This window comes from Oerskovia sp. PE-21s (genome assembly GCF_056158145.1).
On the sequence record NZ_JBUXJM010000008.1, the window covers coordinates 33,573 to 52,103 of the forward strand.

The following is an 18,531-nucleotide window of genomic DNA, read 5'->3' on the forward strand; positions in this document are numbered from 1 at the left end:
CTCGGCGAGCTGCGCCACGTCGAGTCGTGCACGCTCTCCGCGCGCGCGATCGGGACGGTCGCCGGGATCTTCGCCGCGGTCGTCGCCGTGATGGTCTTCAACGGCCGCGTCGTCGAGGTGATCGGGTTCGCCCTCTCGATGGGCCTGGTCCTGGCCGTGGTCCTGCGGTTCGTCGCGAGCGAGAAGCTCCTCGTGCTCGAACGCGGCCTCGTGGTCGGCTCGTTCGGCCCGTTCATGACTCCCTACGCCGTGCCCTACGCGGACGTCGACGCGCCGAGCGTCGCGGCGATCGTCGGGACCCAGCGCCCGGTGACGCTGCTCAAGGCCGACCAGGGGGCGTCCGCGACGAACCGGACCGCCTTGTGGTCGCTGCGGTCCGTGACGTTCGTCGGGCCGACCGCCGAGGCCTCCCGCGCGTTCACCCGGACCGGGACGTGGCAGCCGCAACCCGAGAAGCAGGACCTGTGGGTGTTCTCGGTGCGCGGCGCGCGGCGCCAGGAGATCCTCGTGCACGAGCTCGCCGCGGCCCTGCACCGGTCCGGCCAGCCGGGCGCCGAGCAGGTCATGGCGCACGCCCTGCCCGCGCGGCGGCTGCGCGTGAGCACCGCCGACGCCGACCACCTGCGCCTGCCCGAGAAGCTGCGCTCGACGAGCGTCCAGGTCGGCGCCCCGGTCGGCTGAGCCCGCTCAGCCCAGGGCGGCGGCCACCTCGGCCAGCAGGGGCGAGGCGGCGCCGTCGGACCCGCTCGCCGCGTCGCGCAACGCCGCGACCTGCAGGACCATCCACGGGCTGAACGCCCACGGCGTCGCGTCGACCGCGCTCCCCAGCGCGCCCGGCGCGGCCCACTCGAGCTCGGCGACCTCGTCCGGGTTGGCCGTCACGTCGCTCGCGGCGCGCGCGACGTACACGGGGCAGATCTCGTTCTCGACCACGCCCGACGCGTCCACGGCCCGGTACCGGAATCCCGGCACGGCGACCTCGAGGCCCTCGATCCGCAGGCCCAGCTCGTGCGCGGCGTGCCGCGTGATGGACTCCTCGGTCGTCTCCGTCCAGCGCGGGTGCCCGCAGAAGGAGTTGGTCCACACGCCCGGCCACGTGCGCTTCGACAGGGCACGACGCGTCACGAGGAGGCGACCTGCGCCGTCGAGCACGTAGCAGGAGAACGCCAGGTGCAGGGGCGTCTCCGTGGTGTGGACGTCGCTGCGCGCGAAGGTCCCCGTCCGGTTCCCCTCGGCATCGACGGTCACGACGTGGTCGGCGGCGACGGGCACGTGCACGTCGGTCATGGCTCCTCCAGGGTCCTGCGGTGCTGTCGGGGGGTGCACCGGTCGCAGGACCGGTGCGAGCAGCGCGGGCGCGGGCGCGCCCGGGGCATCCGGCCCCACTGTCACACACCGGACGAGAGGAAGGAAGTCCGTCCGGCAGGTGTCCCTCCCGGCCCGACGGCGCAGGGTCGCCCTGCGTCGTCGGGCCGCCGGTCAGACGAACCCGAAGACCGGCGGGAACACCACGACCACGACCGCCGCCCACACGGCGTACACCGGCAGGAACTGCGTCTGCCAGCGTCCGAGGGCCGCGAACTGGCGTCGTCCCCGCAGGAACGCGGTGAGGAGCAGTGCCGACCCCACGAGGTGCACGAGCAGCAGGAGGTTGAGCCCCAGGGCCGCGACCTTGTTGGGGCTGAACCCGAACTCGGCGATGCGGGTCAGCATCGCGGTGAGAGCGACCGCGTCGACCGCGAGCGCCGCGACGACCAGGGCGAGCAGCAGGGCGTCGAACAGGTGGGGCGGCGAGAGCGGGTCGCGTGCCGAGACCGAGTAGAGGAGCAGGCACAGGACGAGGACGAGGATCGCGTCCATGAGGATGAGGAGCCCGCGGTCGGTGTCGAGCAGGGACCCGGCCGTCGCGAGGACCACGAACAGCACGAGCAGCATCACGATCGTCAGGGGGGTGAAGACCCTGGTCAGGACCGGGGCGATGTTCTCGACGACGTTCTGCTTGGCCTCGACGAGCCAGGCCGCGACGACGAGCGCCCCGGGCACGGCGAAGGGCAGGACCCAGCCCTCGAAGAACGGCTCGGGGTCGATCCCGACGAGGTTGAGGGTCCCGAACGTGAGGCCGAGCAGGACGGCGCCACCCAGCGCGAGGAGCGTGAAGTAGATCGCGAGCTCGCCCGTGAACCGGGCGAAGTCCATGCGGCCGCTGTCCGAGCGCCACCGTCCACCGACGTACGCGATCCCCACGAGCGCCCACAGGACGACGGGGGCGTGCAGGGCGGCGAGGAGCAGGGTCGAGCCGTCCGCCTCGAAGGGGTAGACGTTGAGCACGACCGCGAGCACTGCGAACGGCACCAGGAGCATCGCGCCCACGCCCCACGTGAGGCGTCGCTTCCACGCGAAGTACCCGGCGAGGAAGGGAAGGACGAGCAGGCTGACGTTGCGCAGCAGGACGGTCTCGTCGCCGATCGTCTCGGCGGCGACCTTGACCGCGACGCCCGCGCCGACCGCGAGCGCGAGGACGACGGCGAGCTCGCGCCACGACCGCTCGCCCCGACCTGGCGTTCCGGCGTCCGGGACGAGCACGAGCTGCTTCCACAGGCGGTCGGAGTGCTCGCGCGCGAACTCCCGCGAGACCTCGTCGAGGTTGCCCATGCGCTTGACCGCCACGAGGAAGGCCTCGTCGCCGTCGAGGCCCGTCGCGGTCAGGTCGGCGACCTGCTCACGCAGGTGGTCCTCCATCTCGTCGACGTCGGCCGTGGAGATCGCCTGACGGCGCTGGACGTAGCTGCGCCACTGGTCGATCTGGGCCTCGAGCTCAGGGGTGCCGGGCATCATGCCCACCCCTCGGCCACGGCGCGGGGAGGCTGGGCGTCGCCCAGGTCTTTCCATACCTGCTGGAGCGCGTCGGCGACGACCTGCCACTGCGCGCGGCGCTCGGCGAGCGCTTCGTGGCCTGCGGGCGTCAGGGCGTAGTGCTTGCGCCGCCGCCCGACGTCGGACACGCCCCACGTCGCCTCGACGAGCCCGAGGCGTTCGAGCCGGTGGAGAAGGGGGTAGAGCATGCCGTCGGTCCACTGCATGTGGCCGCCCGAGAGCTCGTTGACGCGTCGGACGATCGCGTAGCCGTACGACTCGCCGTCGGCGAGGATGCCGAGGACGAGCGGCGTGGCCGAGGCGGCGACGAGGTCCTTGTCGATGTGCATGGTGCTCCAATACCTAGGACTGCTAGGGGTAACTAACCTAGCAGATCTAGGTATGGTGGCGCGGGCCCCTCGAGACGAGCACGGCTCGCGGTTGCCGACCCTCACGACCCGTGCCAGAAAGACGACCGTGGAGAACTCGCGGCCGAGCATCACGGTCCTCGCGCCGCACGGGACCGCCCTCGGCCCCGCGCTCCACGCCGGCCTCGTGGCCCGCGGGTGGACGGCCGACCTGCTCACCGTCTCCCGCGCCGACCCCACGCACCTGCGGATGAGGGCGGTCGTCGTCATCGAGGACGACGACGGCAACCCCCGGATGGGCCTGCCCACGTCCGGGTCGCTCACGACGTGCGTCTGCGTCGGCTCGGTGCGCTCCGTGTCGGTCCTGCTCACTCTCCACGGTCGCGGTGCCACGGTGCTCAACCAGTCCGCGTCCCTGCTCTCGCTGCTCCGCCTCGTCGAGAGGGCGCACCTGACGCCCGGACGGACCGAGCACGAGGCCGTCGCGTTCTCCCGCACGCTGCAGCGGCGACGCGACGAGAGCGCCGGCCTCGGCCGCCTGACCGCCGCCGAGAACGGCGTCCTGCGCGGCATGATCGCGGGCTTCAGCGCGGCGCAGATCAGCAACCAGCGCTTCCTCTCGACCCACACGATCCGCAGCCACATCAAGTCGATCCTGACCAAGCTCCAGGTCCGGTCCCAGCTCGAGGCCGTAGCCGTCGCCCGTCGGTCCGGCCACATGACCTGGCTCCACGACGCCCCGGCACAGTTCACCAATTCTGGTGAGGACGACACCTGACGCCGTCGAGCAGAGTGAGGAGCGCACGACGACGTGCGCGAGGCTCCCGCCGAACCGCCCCCTCGGAGGCGGCGACCACGAGGCCCTCGCACCCACCCGGACCAGGGGACCGGTGATGCATCGATGACGAGCTGAGCACGACCATCCGTAATCACTCGAACACGCAAGGGGATCGATGATGAGACAGGTATCGAACACACAACCGACCACGCTCCTCAACACCACGGTCGTCGGCCAGCCCTGGCAGCCGAGCTACAAGCCGGGCCTCGGCGTCGACGCCGTGACCGGCCAGCTCCGCGCCTCGGCCGTCAAGCCGTTCACCGTCACGCCCAGCACGACCCAGAACCCCGAGTTCATGTACTCGTTCATCCAGGCGGAGAGCGACGTCCAGTCCCTCATCAGCGCCTCGCTGAAGGGCTCGTACAACATCGAGGGCATCACGGTCAGCGCCAGCACCTCGTTCCTCGACGAGCTCGCCGTCTCCGACCTCGCGGTGACCCTCGTCGCCGAGGTGTCCGTCGAGGACGGCCAGTACTCGCTCGCCCCGTCGTACGAGCTCGCGGTCGAGCCCGGACCCGGCTTCCGCGAGAAGTACGGCGACTACTTCGTGGCCGGCTACCGTTCGGGCTCCTCGCTGTACGTCACCTACCAGTGCCGGTTCACCAGCACCGAGCAGCGCACGAAGTTCTCGGCCGCCGTGGCCGCCGAGGTCCCCCAGGTGTTCAGCACCGAGGGAAGCTCGGCGTTCGAGAAGGTCGCCTCGGAGCACGGGGCGAACGTCAGCATCCACATCACCGCACGGGGGGTCAAGGGCAGCTTCCCCGACCCCCCGTCGGGATCGACGTGGACGGCCGAGACGATCGTCTCGACGCTCCTGCCCTGGTTCAACGGGGCCCAGACGCCCGCCCCGCTCGAGTCCTACCTCATGGCCTACCGCATGATCGACCCGTCGATCTCGGGCGAGGTGCCCATCAGCCCCGACGTCTTCTCGCAGGTCGGCTACCTCTACGGCCAGTTCTGGCTCGCCAGGAGCCGCGTCAAGACCTGCCCCGAGTTCGGCAAGAAGCTCGTGGACGACCCGTTCCGCAGGCTCGAGAAGGACCTCGAGGCCTACCAGTCGTCCCTCCCGACCGACCAGCCCCGGATCGAGGCGTTCACGGCGGACACCAAGCGGCTCCTCGGCGAGCTCGACGTCGTCGCCAACCGCCAGACGTTCTACACCCAGGTCGTCGCCGCGGCGAAGACCGAGCCGGCCGAGGGGGAGAACTTCGACGCCGACAAGGGCCGGGTGCGGTGGGGCTACGGGTTCCAGCGCGGCGACGCCCCGGGCATCGACGTGGCCAGCGTCACCCAGAACTACTCGGCCGACTGGAAGATCGGGTGGCGGGAGAACGTGTTCACGTTCCGCGACACCTCCAAGGTGATCGTCGGGTGGGACGTGATCTGCAACCGGACCGACAACGGCGGCGACTGGCAGAAGCGCAGCGCCACGATCATCGGCCGGAACAACGGCAACGTCTACGTCAAGAGCGACTACGACCGCGGCTGCAACTGGACGATCGTCTGGTACACCGTCGACGCCAACCTGTACCCGGCCGGGCCGTGGACGATGACCGCGACGCACGAGCCGGACTTCGTCGAGTCCGACGACGTCACCCGCGCACTCCACGCGACCGACGCCGAGGGCACCGACTTCTGGACCCCCGAGCGGATGGAAGAGGCCGAGCCGCTCGACCGCTCGGTCACGATCGACCGGGACGCCCTGGCGGTCACCGACGTCACCTCGGCCGGCGCAGGCGGCACCGTGTCCGGCACGGTCTCCGGCACGGCCCCGTCCGAGGGCGGGCGGCTGGACCTGCTCGGCGCCGCCCAGACCGCCCGGGTCAAGGACCCCCAGTCCTTCCCCGAGCGGACCGTCGGCAAGCTCTTCTTCGTCATGGACGGCAAGCCGCACACCGCGTCGGCCGTCGTCGTCCACCGCTTCGGCATCATGACCGCCGCGCACTGCCTCGTGCTCGGCGGCAACCAGGCGACCGACATCGTCTTCGTCCCCGCCTACACGGCGGGCGCGGCCCCTTACAAGAAGTGGAACGTCACCCGGTCGGCGTGGCCCACCGCGTGGACCACGGACGAGTCGTCCGCGTGGGACCTCGGGCTGTGCGTCGTCGCCCCGGACGGCGACGGCCGAGGCGTCGGCGACGTCGTCGGCACGGCCGGCGTCCGGTGGGGGCGCACCGCCACCACCTGGGACAACACGGGCTACCCGGCCCGCCCGACCCCCCGGTTCCCGTTCGACGGCGAACACATGTGGCACAGCCTCGGGCGGCGCGTCGCCGACACCTTCCCGTCGACTGTCACCAAGGAGGACAACCTCACCGCCGGAGGCAGCGGGGGGCCGTGGTTCACGGCCGAGGACCCGACCGTGGTGAACGGCGTCTTCAGCCGGCACTCGGTCGAGGAGGAGGTCAACATCAGCCCCGAGTTCGCCGACTGGGTGGGGCAGTTCTACCACCACGTGTTCGGCTGACGCCCGCACGGACGAGCCAGGGCGGTCGCTGAACCCGCCAGGTACGACGAAGGCCCCGGTTCGATGATCCGGGGCCTTTCGTACATCACGTGCGCGAGGGGGGACTTGAACCCCCACGCCCTTTCGGACACTAGCACCTGAAGCTAGCGCGTCTGCCATTCCGCCACTCGCGCGTGCCGCAGAAGATTATCACGAGAGCCGGTCCAGACCTGCATCGGTCGTCGGGCCACCCTCGGAGGGTCTTCCACAGGCGCTTCACCGGGGCCGAGCCCGGTGCTGCACCAGAGAGAACAGTACCCCGCTGCGGGAGGCGCCTCACGCACGGGGCACCCGATCTCCCCCTGATCTCCCCGTCCACTTCGGCCGATCACCGGCCCGGCGAGGCCCCGGGTCGTTACGATCTAGGTAGTCTGCCCGGGGACCGTGTACCCGGTCGAGGGAACGTCGATGAGGGAGGAGGTGGCATGGGAGTCCTGGATCGTTTCGAGAAGGGCGTCGAACGCGTCGTCAACAACGCCTTCAAGGTCGGGCGCAGCGAGGTCAAGCCCGTCGAGCTGGCGAGTGCTCTACGTCGTGAGGTCGACGACCGGGCCGCGGTCGTGGACCGCGACCGGACGGTCGTGCCCAACCAGTTCACCATCGAGCTGTCGCCGGACGACTACGCACAGGTCGAGGGCTGGGGAGCGGAGTCGCTCGCCGACGAGCTCGCGGCCAACGTGACGGAGCATGCGGCCTCTCAGCACTACGCGTTCGTCGGCCCGGTGAGCGTGTCGTTCGAGCAGGACGACTCCCTGGACACGGGGCGTTTCCAGCTGCGGTCGGCGAGCGTGCGGGGGAACGTCGCTCCCGCGACGAGCTCGGCACCCAGCGCACGGCACCCCCTGGTCGACATCGACGGGCAGCGTTACCTGCTCACGGGTCCCGTCACCGTCATCGGACGCGGGTCGGAGGCCGACATCGTGGTCGACGACCCGGGTGTCTCGCGACGCCACCTCGAGATCCGCGTCACGCCCGACGGCGTGATCGCGACGGACCTCGGTTCGACCAACGGACTGTTCGTCGAGGGCCACCAGGTCCCGGCCGCTACCCTGCTCGACGGGAACAGCCTGACCATCGGGCGGACCCGCATCATGTTCTGGACGGGTGCGCCCGACAACGAGGATTGGTGATCCCCTCCGCATGACCGAGCTGACGTTCACCCTGCTGCGGCTGGGATTCCTGGTCCTCCTGTGGGTGTTCGTGTTCGCCGCGATCGGTGTGCTGCGACGCGACCTGTACGGCACCAAGATCACAGCACGCAAGGGCCGGAACACCCCCGAGGCACGCTCTGCCGCTGCTGCGGCTCCCGCACGGGGCGCGGCCCCCTCCCGCGGAGCGGCCCCCTCGGCTCCGACGCCCGCGGCGCCGGCCGGACCCACGCGGCTCGTCGTGACGTCCGGTCCCTTGCGCGGCACCACGATCCCGCTCTCGGCGTCGTCGATCCTGCTGGGTCGCGCTCCGAGCTGCACCCTCGTCCTCGACGACGACTACTCGTCGTCCCGGCACGCCCGGATCTTCCCCCAGGGTGGCACCTGGTACGTGGAGGACCTCGGCTCGACGAACGGCACGTACATCAACGATCGACGCATCTCCGGTATCGAGCCCCTTCCTCCTGGCGTGGGCGTGCGGGTCGGTCAGAGCATCGTCGAGCTGCAGCGGTAGCGCCCCATGAACATCGCGCTCAAGTACGCCGCCCTCTCCGACGTGGGCCTCGTCCGGTCGAACAACCAGGACTCGGGGTACGCGGGTCCGCACCTGGTGGTCGTGGCCGACGGGATGGGCGGTCACGCCGGCGGTGACGTCGCCTCCTCGCTCGCGGTCGCGGCCCTCGCCCCGCTCGACGGCGAGTCGCACGGTCCCGACGAGGCTCTCGCCCTCCTGGAGTCGTCGATCGACAACGCCCGCCTCGACCTGGTCGAGCGCAGCGAGCAGACCCCGGAGCTCGCGGGCATGGGGACGACCGTCACCGCGCTCCTGCGCAGCGGCAACACGCTCGCGATGGCGCACCTCGGCGACTCCCGCGCGTACCTGCTCCGCGACGGCGTCCTGAACCAGGTCACGACCGACCACACGTTCGTCCAGCACCTCGTCGACACGGGCCGCATCACCCCGGAGGAAGCCGAGTACCACCCGCAGCGCAACGTCGTGATGCGGGTCCTCGGCGACTTCGACGTCGACCTCACGCCCGACATGTCGGTCCGCGAGGCCCGCCCGGGCGACCGCTGGATGCTGTGCTCGGACGGACTCTCGGGGTTCGTGAGCCTCGAGACGCTCGAGCAGACCCTGATCTCGGTCCCGGACACCGACGAGTGCGCCGAGCGGCTCCTGCACCTCGCGCTGCGGGCGGGCAGCACGGACAACGTGACGGTCGTCGTGGTCGACGTCGTCGACCTGGACAGCCTTCCCGACGGCGCCGGTCCCTCGACTGCACCGGTCGTCGTCGGCTCCGCGGCGATCGACCGCGACCGCCCGACGTCCGCCCAGGACGGTCCGGCAGCGCGGGCGGCGTCGCTCGTCGCCTCGGCGAGCGCTGCCCAGCAGGAGGCCACCGCGGGCGAGGAGCCCACCGACCCTGAACACGCGCCGGCCGACGGCGCGGACGGTGCCACGCCCCCGGCTGGTGACGACGCCGACGTGCGGCCCGCCAAGCGCACCAAGCGCTGGATCGCCCCCGTCGTGACCGTCGTCGTCCTCGCGGTGATCGGTGCAGGTGCCCTGTACGGGTACCGCTGGACCCAGGAGCAGTACTACGTCGGTGTCGCCGACGGTCAGGTCGCCGTCTTCCAGGGAGTCCCGACGAGCGCAGGGCCGCTCACGCTGTCGACCCCGGTCGAGCTCACGGGCGCCAAGGTCGCCGACCTCCCGCCGTACGTCGTGGACCGGCTGCAGGAGACCATCAGCGCGACGTCCTTCGACGACGCGCGCGAGCGCGCGAGCCGCCTCGTCGCCGACGCCAAGGCGGACACCGAGGCCACGACCAGCGGGACCACCGAGACCCAGACGCCGGTCGACCCAGCAGCTCCGGTCGACCCCGCCGCGCCCGTCGACCCGGCCGTCCCGCCCACGGACGCCACCGTCCCCCCGGCAGCGCCCTGATGGCCACGGTCGAGCCGCACGCCACGACGTCCACGAAGCGCCCGTCCCGACGAGCCGAGGCGGGCCTGCTCGTGCTCGCTCTCGCGATCGGGATCGGTTCCTATGCCTCGGTCGGGTACGGGCTCCAGGACAAGCTCCCGGACAACTTCACCCTGTACAGCCTGACCCTCGTCGCGCTCGCCGTGGGCGGGCACGTGATCCTGCGCCTCAAGGCGCCCTATGCCGACCAGGTGATCCTGCCCGTCGCGATCGCGCTCAACGGCATCGGCCTCGCGATGATCGGCCGGATCGCCATCGGCGGCTCGATGGTCGGGTCTCCCTCGGACCTGGCGTCGAAGCAGCTCATGTGGACCGTGCTCGGCGTGGTCGCGGCATGCGGCGTGGTCTGGCTGCTCAAGGACCACCGGACCCTGCGCAGGTACTCGTACACCGCGATGATCGTCGGCCTGGTGCTCGTCGTCATGCCCCTGCTCCCGGTGATCGGCCGCAACATCAACGGCGCCCGCATCTGGGTGAACATCGCCGGGATGTCGCTCCAGCCGGCCGAGTTCGCCAAGATCGCCTTCGCGATCTTCTTCGCGGGCTACCTCGTGACCAACCGGGACACGCTCGCGCTCGCCGGCCCCAAGATCCTCGGCCTCCAGCTCCCGCGCCTGCGGGACCTCGGCCCGCTCGTCATCGTGTGGGCCGCCTCGCTCGCGGTCCTCATCTTCGAGCGCGACCTGGGGACCTCGCTCCTGTTCTTCGGGCTGTTCGTCGCCATGCTGTACATCGCGACCGAGCGCTTCAGCTGGGTCGCGATCGGCTTGAGCATGTTCGCGGTGGGCGCCGTCGTCGCCGCCTCGGTGTTCCCCCACGTCCAGGCGCGGGTCGACGTGTGGCTCAACCCGCTGGCCCCGGAGATCTTCGGCCGTGACCCGGGGGGCTCGGGCCAGCTCGTGGGCGGGATGTTCGGGCTCGCGAACGGGGGCCTGACCGGTACCGGCTGGGGACAGGGCTATCCACGCCTCGTGCCGTACGCCTACTCGGACTTCATCTACACCTCGCTCGGCGAGGAGCTCGGGCTCGCGGGCCTGCTCGCGATCCTCGTCATGTACCTCGTGCTGGTCGAGCGCGGCCTGCGGACCGCGATCGGCGTCCGCGACGGGTTCGGCAAGCTCCTCGCGGGCGGTCTCGCCTTCGTCATGGCGTGGCAGCTGTTCGTGGTGATCGGCGGGATCACCCGCATCATCCCGCTCACGGGCCTGACCATGCCGTTCGTCGCGCAGGGCGGTTCGTCGCTGCTCGCGAACTGGCTCGTGATCGGTCTCCTGCTGCGGATCTCCGACAACGCCCGCCGGCCGTCGTCCCTGCCGGTGCGGGGCCAGGTCGCGCCCTCGCAGGCAGCGACGGGTCCGAGCACGGGCAGCCAGCCCGTCGCGGTGGGTGCTGGCTCCCAGGAGGCCGTGGAGGCGGGCGAGGCGAGCGCCGTCGTCGGGCCTGCGCGGGGCGGCCACTCCCAGGACCTGCCCACGCAGGTCGTGCGCACCGACCTCCCCGAGGGCGGTGGTGACCCGATGACCGGGGCGACCGAGATCATCGACGACACCGAGCGGAAGAACCTGTGAACGTCCCCCTGCGCCGTGTGGCGACCGTCGTGCTCGTCATGTTCCTGGCGCTCATGGTCTCGACCACCTACATCCAGTTCGTCCAGGCGGACTCGCTCAACAACGACCCGCGCAACAAGCGCCAGGTGTACCGCGAGTACGGGAACTTCCGGGGGCCGATCGTCGTCGCGGGGGAGTCGGTCGCGCTCTCGACGCCGGTCGACGACCCGTACGGCTACCAGCGCTCCTACACCGACGGACCCGTGTTCGGGCACGTCACGGGGTACTTCTCGATCGTCAACGGGAAGTCCGCGATCGAGAGCACGGAGAACGAGTTCCTCAACGGCCAGGCGAGCACGCTGTGGATCGACCGGCTCCAGGGCTTGATCACCGGACAGAAGCCCCAGGGGGCGTCGGTCGAGCTCACGATCGACCCCGCGGCCCAGCGGGCCGCCTACGACGCGCTCGGCGAGCAGCGCGGTGCGGTCGTCGCGATCGAGCCGGCGACGGGCAAGATCCTCGCGATGGTCTCCAAGCCGTCCTACGACCCGAACGTCCTCGCGACCCACGACACCAAGGCCGCGAGCGAGGCCTACCAGTCGCTCATCAACGCCGACGGCGACCCGCTCGTGAACCGCGCCATCGCGGGCAACACGTACCCGCCGGGGTCCACCTTCAAGCTCGTGACGGCCGCCGCGGCCCTCGAGTCGGGCCAGTACACGCCCGACACCGTCATCCCGGCCCCCGACGAGTACCAGTACCCCAACTCGACGGCGACCATGAAGAACTTCGGCGGGGCCCGGTGCTCGCCGTCGGGGGAGCAGACCCTGGCGGACGCCATGCGCATCTCGTGCAACACCGCGTTCGCGGACCTCGGGGTCACCCTCGGCGGGGACGCGATGCGGTCCCAGTCCGAGGACTTCGGTTTCGACTCGAAGCTGTCCGTCCCCATGACGGTCACTGCCAGCCACTTCCCGGACGCGGAGGTCACCGACGACGGCGGGCAGCTCGCGCGCGCCTCGATCGGACAGGGCGACGTCCGCGCCACGCCGCTCCAGATCGCCATGATCTCGGCCGCGATCGCCAACGGCGGCAAGCAGATGACGCCCTACACCGTGCAGACGGTCCGGGGCGCGGACCTCGAGGTCGTCGAGCAGACCGAGCCGTCGCTCCTGCGCACCTCGGTGTCGCCGACCACCGCGCAGCAGCTCACCTCGATGATGATCAGCGTCGTGGAGAACGGCTCGGGCAAGCCGGCGCGCATCAGCGGCGTCCAGGTCGCCGGCAAGACCGGGACCGCCGAGCACCAGTCGGGCGCGGCCCCGCACGCCTGGTTCACGGGCTTCGCACCCGCCGACAACGCGCAGGTCGCCGTCGCCGTCATCGTCGAGAACGGTGGCGACAGCGGCAACGAGGCGACCGGCGGCGCCGTGGCCGCCCCCATCGCGAAGGCAGTGATGGAGGCGGTGTTGAACAAGTGAGACCTGTGGAGGGGCTAGCCCTGGGCGACCGCTACCGCCTCGTCCGCCGCATCGCGATCGGCGGCATGGGGGAGGTGTGGGTCGCGAACGACCGCGCGCTCGGGCGCGAGGTCGCCGTCAAGCTCCTGCGCGAGGAGTACGCGGGCAACGAGGACTTCCTGGAGCGCCTGCGCACCGAGGCGCGCAACAGCGCCGCCCTGTCTCACCCGAACATCGCCCAGATGTACGACTACGGCGAGCAGAACCAGTCGGGTTACCTGGTCATGGAGCTCGTCATGGGCGAGCCCATGGCGGACCTCCTGGAGCGCGAGCCCGTCCTGATGCCGTCCAAGCTGCTGCCCATCCTGGCGCAGACCGCGCGCGCCCTGCACGCCGCGCACGTCGCGGGCGTGGTGCACCGCGACGTCAAGCCGGGCAACATCCTGCTCGAGCCTCGCGGGATCGTGAAGATCACCGACTTCGGCGTCTCGCTCGCGGCGAACCAGGTCCCTATGACCGCGACGGGCATGGTCATGGGCACTGCCCAGTACCTGTCTCCCGAGCAGGCGATCGGCCAGGCCGCGACGGGAGCCTCCGACGTGTACGCGCTGGGGATCGTGGCGTACGAGTCCGTGGCCGGGAACAGGCCGTTCACGGGGTCGACGCCCGTGGACATCGCGGTGGCGCACGTCAACGAGAAGGTGCCGCCGCTGCCCGCGCACGTGCACCCGTCGCTCGCCTCCCTCATCTACGCGATGCTCGCGAAGGACCCCAAGGCGCGCCCCATGCCGGCCTCGGCGCTCGCCCAGACCCTCGACGACCTCGCGGAGACCATCGCCCGCGACCCGTGGGGGGCGACCGCTCGTGCGGGCGGCCCGTCGCGCCGCTCGCGCCGCGCGCAGCCCGCCCGCCACGGTGCGTCCCCGCCGCCGAGCTCTCCCACGCCGCTCGAGATCCCCGAGGAGCTGCGCTCGCGCCCGCTGCCCACGATCTCGTCACCCCGCCTGCAGGACCCCGCCCGGTCGGCGCACTCGGCCCCCTCGGCACCCTCAGCATCGGCGGCATCCGCGGCACAGTCGGGTCTGTCGGCACAGACCGGCTACTCGGCCCAGTCCGGGTACTCGGGCCACTCGGCCCTCTCCGCGCCGTCCGCGGCCTCGGCGGCGGCTGCACCCGCGGCGCCCGCGACGGCGTCGAGCACCCCTGTCTTCGACGGCCAGGCCTTCCCCCCTCCGCCGCCGCCTCCGCCCGCACCTCCCGTACCCGGACCGGCCGAGCCGACCGCGCTCCCGTGGGAGCGCGCCTCGGCACCCGGCGCCACGGCCCCCGCCGCGGCGGACCCGCCCGCGGACACGCCACGCTCGTACCCGCCGCGCCGGGAGATGCACGGTGGTGCGTCGGCTGCGCGCACGCGCCGCGCAGAGTCCGGCCCGACGACGTCGCGCACCTCGGCGCAGGCAGGCTCCCCCCGGGCGGCCACCGCAGGTGTCACGCGCGCGGAGCGTCGGCGCGCGACCCAGGACGCGCCGCCCGTCAGGACCTCGACCACGACCGGGCAGCGGATCGGCGGATTCGCCAAGGGGTTCTCGTGGCCGCTCCTCGCGCTCCTCGGGCTCCTGCTCGTCGTGCTCGTCGCGACCCTCGTGGGAGGCGGCGACGAGCGCTCCGAAGGGGCATCTTCCGCGCCTAACGTGACCAGATCGTTGCATTCGTCCCCGGACCTGGCGTCCGACGATGGGATGATGCTCAGTACTGTGCCGGGTCCCTCTGGGTCCCCGGCCCCGACGACATCGAAGGACTCCTAAGTGGTGGACAACGCTCCCCGGGTACTCGCCGGCCGGTACGAGGTCGGTGAGCTCATCGGCCGAGGCGGTATGGCCGAGGTGCACATCGGCCACGACACCCGTCTCGGACGGACCGTGGCGATCAAGATCCTGCGCTCGGACCTCGCGCGCGACCCGTCGTTCCTGGCCCGGTTCCGCCGCGAGGCGCAGGCCGCAGCGGCACTGAACCACCCGGCGATCGTCGCGGTGTACGACACGGGTGAGGACACCCACGTCGAGCCCGGCGGCGGTACCGCGCACGTGCCGTTCATCGTCATGGAGTACGTCGAGGGTCACACCGTCCGCGACATCCTGGGCGACGGCCAGGCCGTCCCGATCGACGAGGCCATCGAGATCACCGCGGGCGTGCTGTCGGCCCTCGAGTACTCGCACCACGCCGGGATCGTGCACCGCGACATCAAGCCCGCCAACGTGATGATCACCCCGACGGGTGCGGTCAAGGTCATGGACTTCGGCATCGCCCGTGCCGTCGCGGACTCCGCGGCGACCATGACGCAGACGCACGCCGTGATCGGGACCGCACAGTACCTGTCTCCCGAGCAGGCCCGCGGCGAGACGGTCGACGCGCGCAGCGACCTGTACTCGACGGGCTGCCTGCTCTTCGAGCTCCTCACGGGACGCCCGCCGTTCATCGGCGACTCTCCGGTCGCCGTGGCCTACCAGCACGTGCGAGAGGCGCCCGCGAAGCCGAGCGACCTCGCCCCGGACGTCCCCGAGGTCCTCGACCGCATCACGCTCAAGGCGCTCGCCAAGGAGCGCACCGCGCGCTACAGCAGCGCCGCAGAGTTCCGCAACGACCTGGAGAACGCGGTCCGTGGCGGACACATCACGGCGCCCTCGCTCGGCGTCGCGGCGGCTGCCGCGGCAGGGGCGGCCGCTCTGGCCGCGACCCAGGTGCAGGGCCCGCTCGAGAACGCGACGCAGGTCATGAGCCCCGCCGTCGCCGGTGCGCCGAACCCGTGGGAGACCACCGGGGTCCCCGCCGCCGTCCCCCCGGGGCAGCAGCCCGGCGGGCCGCTCGCCGAGGGCGAGCCGGAGGACGAGGGGTCGGGCAAGAAGCGCGGCCTCATGTGGGCGCTCATCGCGGTGGGCGTCGTCGCGATCGCCGCGATCATCACCATGATCCTGCTCAACCAGCAGCCGCCCGAACCCAAGACGGTCACCGTCCCTGCGTTCAGCGAGACCACGACCCCGGAGCAGGCCGAGCAGGCCCTCGACGCCGTGGGGCTGACATTCCTCAAGGCGATCGACCAGGAGTCGCAGCTTCCCAAGGACACCTTCGTCAGCTCGAACCCTGAGAGCGGCGCGTCCGTCCCCGAGGGCACCGAGGTCACGGTGTTCTTCTCGGCCGGCCCGGCTGCCGTGATCGTCCCGAACGTCTCGGGGCTCTCCCAGGAGCAGGCTCGTGCCGAGATCGAGTCCGCCGGCCTCGCAGTCGACCCGACGGTCGACCAGGAGGACAACGGCACCGTGAAGAAGGGGCTGGTCACACGGACCGAACCCGCTGCCGACGAGAGCGCCCCGGCCGGTTCGGCGGTCAAGATCTTCATCTCGAGCGGCCTCGTCATCATCCCGGACCTGGTCGGCAAGCCCCAGGCCGAGGCCGAGAAGGCCCTCGACGACCTCGACCTCAGCTATGCGATCGTCGAGGAGGAGAGCACCAAGACCGCCGGCACGGTCATCAAGCAGAACCCGGGCGCCGGCCCCGGCAAGCAGGGCCAGAAGGTCACGCTGACCATCGCCAAGGCCCCCGTGCCGACCGGACCCGAGATGACGAACGTGCCGGACATGACGGGGATGACGAAGGACGAGGCCGAGGAGTCGCTCGGCGGCCGTCAGCTCAACCTGGGCAACGTCACCGAGAAGGAGTCGGCCACCGTCCCCAAGGGTCAGGTCATCTCGTCCAACCCCGCGAAGGACACCGCGATCCCCGAGGGGACGAAGGTCGACCTGGTGATCTCGAGCGGCCCGCCTGCGGGCGGCGGCAACGGTGGCGGCGGCAACCCGACGCCGTGACGCTCCGGCGCGAGCCGTAGGACCGAACGCGTGAGGGCCCGGCACCATGTGGTGCCGGGCCCTCACGCGTTCGTCCAGGACTCGAGGTGAGGCGCTCCGCGTCAGCGGCGCACGAGCGGCGCGAGCCCCTCGGAGCGCTCCACGGCGTCGGACGCCCCGCACGCCGCGAGCCAGTTCGCGAGCAGCCGGTGCCCGCCCTCGGTCAGCACCGACTCGGGGTGGAACTGCACGCCGTGCAGCGGGAGGTCCCTGTGCTGCAGGGCCATGACGACCCCGCTCTCCGTCGCGGCCGTGACGACCAGCTCGGCGGGCACGGTCTCGGGGACCACCGCGAGCGAGTGGTAGCGCGTCGCGGTGAAGGGCGAGGGAAGGCCCGCCAGCACGCCGGAGTCCTCGTGCTCGACCAGGCTGGTCTTGCCGTGCATGAGCTCGGGGGCATGGGTCACGGTGGCCCCGTAGACCTCGGCGAGCGCCTGGTGGCCCAGGCAGACCCCGAGCAGGGGCGTACGCGACGCCGCACAGGCACGGATGACCTCTTCGCTCTGGCCTGCCTCCGCGGGGGTGCCCGGACCGGGGGAGACGAGGACGCCGTCGAACACGCCGTCGTCGTCGCGGAACCGGCCGTCCACGCCCACAGGGGGGACGGCGTCGTTGCGCACGACGACCGTCCGGGCACCCAGCTGGTTCAGGTACCCCACGATCGTGTAGACGAACGAGTCGTAGTTGTCCACGACGAGGATGCGGACCATCCCTAGCTCACCTGTTCCTTCGACGGTCGACTGGTTGACACGGCACGGCCACCAGGCCCGCCGGGAGCACTCGTTCGACGCGGCCGCTCCGGAGCGGACGCCACGGCCACGGCGCCTCGTACATCATCGCTCCCCGGGCATGCGTCCGGTCGTGGCGTCCACGGCACGCAGCGGGGGGCGACGCCGTGCGGCCGTCGGCTCCCGCGGCCGGTCCTGCGTCCCGCGGCGGGCGGGACGACGCTCACGCCTCGTCCTTCTCGCCGGGCACCCGGGCGTACTGCAGGTCGGTCGCGCCCTCGAAGGCGGGGATCTCGAGCGAGGACGACTTCTCGACCTTCCACCCGAGCCCGTACGCGTCGACGTACTCCTGGTAGACGCTGATCACGGGCGAGCGGTCGAGCGCGGCCTGGAGGGCGGCCGGGTCGCCGATGGCAGAGACCACGTACGGCGGCGAATAGACCCTTCCGTGCAGGTTGAGCACGTTGCCGACGCAGCGGAAGGCGGTGGTAGGGGTCACGCGCTGCCCCTGGAGCATCATCGCCTCGGCGCCGCCCGCCCACAGGGCGTTGATGACCTCCTGGAGGTCCTGCTGGTGGACGACGAGGTCGTCCACGCGGGCGTCGACCGACTTCTGGGTGGGCGGCGCGTCGTCGAGGGTCACGGAGAGCGCCGGTCCCGAGACGGGGACCGAGCCGGCCACTATGCCGGTGTTCACCACGACCTCGGGTGGGGTCACCTCGGCGGGGGCGAGATCCTCGGCCAACGAGGTCACCTCGGCCTCGAGCTCGACGACCTTCTCCGTCATGTTCTCGACCCGCTGCTCCTCGTTCTGCACGAGGTCGGTGAGGTTCTGGGGGTGGCGCCCGTCCTGGTTGCGTGCGAGCCGGGCGCTCGCCGTGAACATGAGCCCGGAGAGGGCGAGCACCAGGAGCACGGTCACGCCGGAACGGATGCGTCGTCCGCGGGTGCGCCTGGGGCCGACCGGCGCACGTCCGTCGCCGTCGGCGGACATGGCCCGGCCGTCGACGTCGGTGACGTCGCCCCGGGGCGCGTCGACGTCCTGGTCGTGCTGGCTCACTGACCCACCTCCGCCTCACCGTGCACAGGGCTATTGTGTCGGCCCACTACGCTAGACGTCGAATGGCGTTGCCGTTCACGACGTCGCGCAGCGCCGTTTCGTCCCACCCGACACAGCTCCTGCACACCCCCCGTGCC

15 protein-coding genes and 1 tRNA gene are annotated in these 18,531 nt (G+C 71.4%); 10 read left to right on the plus strand and 6 right to left on the minus strand.

Annotated features, from left to right (window positions below):
- The first annotated feature begins 87 nt into the window (after window positions 1-87).
- The gene (locus tag ACZDYF_RS15325; protein WP_475058928.1) at window positions 88-681 is read left to right on the plus strand and encodes a hypothetical protein; all 594 of its coding nucleotides are present in this window, start codon (window positions 88-90) and stop codon (window positions 679-681) included.
- Window positions 682-687: 6 nt separating this feature from the next.
- Here ACZDYF_RS15325 and idi read toward each other — a convergent pair whose 3' ends face one another.
- From idi to ACZDYF_RS15340, 3 genes are all read right to left on the minus strand, one after another.
- Window positions 688-1,287: an isopentenyl-diphosphate Delta-isomerase gene (idi, locus tag ACZDYF_RS15330; RefSeq protein WP_191791252.1), complete on the minus strand. Its 600-nt coding sequence runs from the start codon at window positions 1,285-1,287 to the stop codon at window positions 688-690.
- A 192-nt stretch (window positions 1,288-1,479) separates the two neighbouring features.
- Window positions 1,480-2,832, minus strand: coding sequence for a permease prefix domain 1-containing protein (locus tag ACZDYF_RS15335; protein WP_475058931.1), 1,353 nt, complete (start codon window positions 2,830-2,832; stop codon window positions 1,480-1,482).
- The gene (locus tag ACZDYF_RS15340) at window positions 2,832-3,203 is read right to left on the minus strand and encodes a PadR family transcriptional regulator (protein ID WP_191791251.1); all 372 of its coding nucleotides are present in this window, start codon (window positions 3,201-3,203) and stop codon (window positions 2,832-2,834) included. Before ACZDYF_RS15340 ends, ACZDYF_RS15335 begins: the two co-directional genes overlap by 1 nt.
- Before the next feature lie 127 nt (window positions 3,204-3,330).
- Between ACZDYF_RS15340 and ACZDYF_RS15345 the strand changes: the two genes are divergently transcribed.
- Complete coding sequence (locus ACZDYF_RS15345; protein WP_475058935.1) at window positions 3,331-3,999, plus strand: helix-turn-helix transcriptional regulator; 669 nt, start codon at window positions 3,331-3,333, stop codon at window positions 3,997-3,999.
- A 178-nt stretch (window positions 4,000-4,177) separates the two neighbouring features.
- On the plus strand, window positions 4,178-6,526 hold the full coding sequence (locus ACZDYF_RS15350; protein ID WP_475058938.1) for a trypsin-like serine peptidase: 2,349 nt from the start codon (window positions 4,178-4,180) through the stop codon (window positions 6,524-6,526).
- Window positions 6,527-6,616: 90 nt separating this feature from the next.
- On the opposite strand, the gene ACZDYF_RS15355 is transcribed toward ACZDYF_RS15350, so the two are convergent.
- Window positions 6,617-6,699 (minus strand) — tRNA-Leu (locus tag ACZDYF_RS15355).
- Between the two features lie 291 nt (window positions 6,700-6,990).
- Between ACZDYF_RS15355 and ACZDYF_RS15360 the strand changes: the two genes are divergently transcribed.
- Genes ACZDYF_RS15360 through pknB form a run of 7 tightly spaced genes read left to right on the plus strand, consistent with a single transcriptional unit; the run spans window position 6,991 to window position 16,567 of the window.
- Window positions 6,991-7,695 carry an FhaA domain-containing protein gene (locus ACZDYF_RS15360; protein WP_191791248.1) on the plus strand — a complete coding sequence of 235 codons (705 nt, stop codon included), beginning with the start codon at window positions 6,991-6,993 and terminating at the stop codon, window positions 7,693-7,695.
- Window positions 7,696-7,705: 10 nt separating this feature from the next.
- A complete protein-coding gene (locus ACZDYF_RS15365; protein ID WP_191791247.1) occupies window positions 7,706-8,227 on the plus strand; it encodes an FHA domain-containing protein FhaB/FipA in 522 nt (173 codons plus the stop codon).
- A 6-nt stretch (window positions 8,228-8,233) separates the two neighbouring features.
- Window positions 8,234-9,661: a PP2C family protein-serine/threonine phosphatase gene (locus tag ACZDYF_RS15370; RefSeq protein WP_475058943.1), complete on the plus strand. Its 1,428-nt coding sequence runs from the start codon at window positions 8,234-8,236 to the stop codon at window positions 9,659-9,661.
- Window positions 9,661-11,268: an FtsW/RodA/SpoVE family cell cycle protein gene (locus ACZDYF_RS15375; protein WP_475058946.1), complete on the plus strand. Its 1,608-nt coding sequence runs from the start codon at window positions 9,661-9,663 to the stop codon at window positions 11,266-11,268. Before ACZDYF_RS15370 ends, ACZDYF_RS15375 begins: the two co-directional genes overlap by 1 nt.
- Window positions 11,265-12,728: a peptidoglycan D,D-transpeptidase FtsI family protein gene (locus ACZDYF_RS15380; RefSeq protein WP_475058949.1), complete on the plus strand. Its 1,464-nt coding sequence runs from the start codon at window positions 11,265-11,267 to the stop codon at window positions 12,726-12,728. The genes ACZDYF_RS15375 and ACZDYF_RS15380 overlap by 4 nt, the downstream gene beginning before the upstream one ends.
- Complete coding sequence (locus tag ACZDYF_RS15385) at window positions 12,725-14,512, plus strand: serine/threonine-protein kinase (protein ID WP_475058953.1); 1,788 nt, start codon at window positions 12,725-12,727, stop codon at window positions 14,510-14,512. The genes ACZDYF_RS15380 and ACZDYF_RS15385 overlap by 4 nt, the downstream gene beginning before the upstream one ends.
- Window positions 14,513-16,567 carry a Stk1 family PASTA domain-containing Ser/Thr kinase gene (gene pknB, locus ACZDYF_RS15390; protein ID WP_475058956.1) on the plus strand — a complete coding sequence of 685 codons (2,055 nt, stop codon included), beginning with the start codon at window positions 14,513-14,515 and terminating at the stop codon, window positions 16,565-16,567. It abuts the gene before it with no gap.
- A gap of 101 nt (window positions 16,568-16,668) precedes the next feature.
- Here pknB and ACZDYF_RS15395 read toward each other — a convergent pair whose 3' ends face one another.
- Both ACZDYF_RS15395 and ACZDYF_RS15400 read right to left on the minus strand, forming a co-directional pair.
- On the minus strand, window positions 16,669-17,316 hold the full coding sequence (locus ACZDYF_RS15395) for an aminodeoxychorismate/anthranilate synthase component II (RefSeq protein ID WP_191791241.1): 648 nt from the start codon (window positions 17,314-17,316) through the stop codon (window positions 16,669-16,671).
- A 241-nt stretch (window positions 17,317-17,557) separates the two neighbouring features.
- Window positions 17,558-18,394 (minus strand): DUF881 domain-containing protein, encoded by an 837-nt coding sequence (locus tag ACZDYF_RS15400; RefSeq protein WP_475058960.1) that lies wholly within the window; start codon window positions 18,392-18,394, stop codon window positions 17,558-17,560.
- Window positions 18,395-18,531: the final 137 nt, after the last annotated feature.

What these genes read in the sequence shown, in the direction of transcription:
- idi (WP_191791252.1), bottom strand. Translation starts at nt 1,287, where the DNA reads ATGACCGACGTGCACGTGCCCGTCGCCGCCGACCACGTCGTGACCGTC.
- ACZDYF_RS15335 (WP_475058931.1), bottom strand. Translation starts at nt 2,832, where the DNA reads ATGCCCGGCACCCCTGAGCTCGAGGCCCAGATCGACCAGTGGCGCAGC.
- ACZDYF_RS15340 (WP_191791251.1), bottom strand. Translation starts at nt 3,203, where the DNA reads ATGCACATCGACAAGGACCTCGTCGCCGCCTCGGCCACGCCGCTCGTC.
- ACZDYF_RS15350 (WP_475058938.1), top strand. Translation starts at nt 4,178, where the DNA reads ATGAGACAGGTATCGAACACACAACCGACCACGCTCCTCAACACCACG.
- ACZDYF_RS15360 (WP_191791248.1), top strand. Translation starts at nt 6,991, where the DNA reads ATGGGAGTCCTGGATCGTTTCGAGAAGGGCGTCGAACGCGTCGTCAAC.
- ACZDYF_RS15365 (WP_191791247.1), top strand. Translation starts at nt 7,706, where the DNA reads ATGACCGAGCTGACGTTCACCCTGCTGCGGCTGGGATTCCTGGTCCTC.
- ACZDYF_RS15370 (WP_475058943.1), top strand. Translation starts at nt 8,234, where the DNA reads ATGAACATCGCGCTCAAGTACGCCGCCCTCTCCGACGTGGGCCTCGTC.
- ACZDYF_RS15375 (WP_475058946.1), top strand. Translation starts at nt 9,661, where the DNA reads ATGGCCACGGTCGAGCCGCACGCCACGACGTCCACGAAGCGCCCGTCC.
- ACZDYF_RS15395 (WP_191791241.1), bottom strand. Translation starts at nt 17,316, where the DNA reads ATGGTCCGCATCCTCGTCGTGGACAACTACGACTCGTTCGTCTACACG.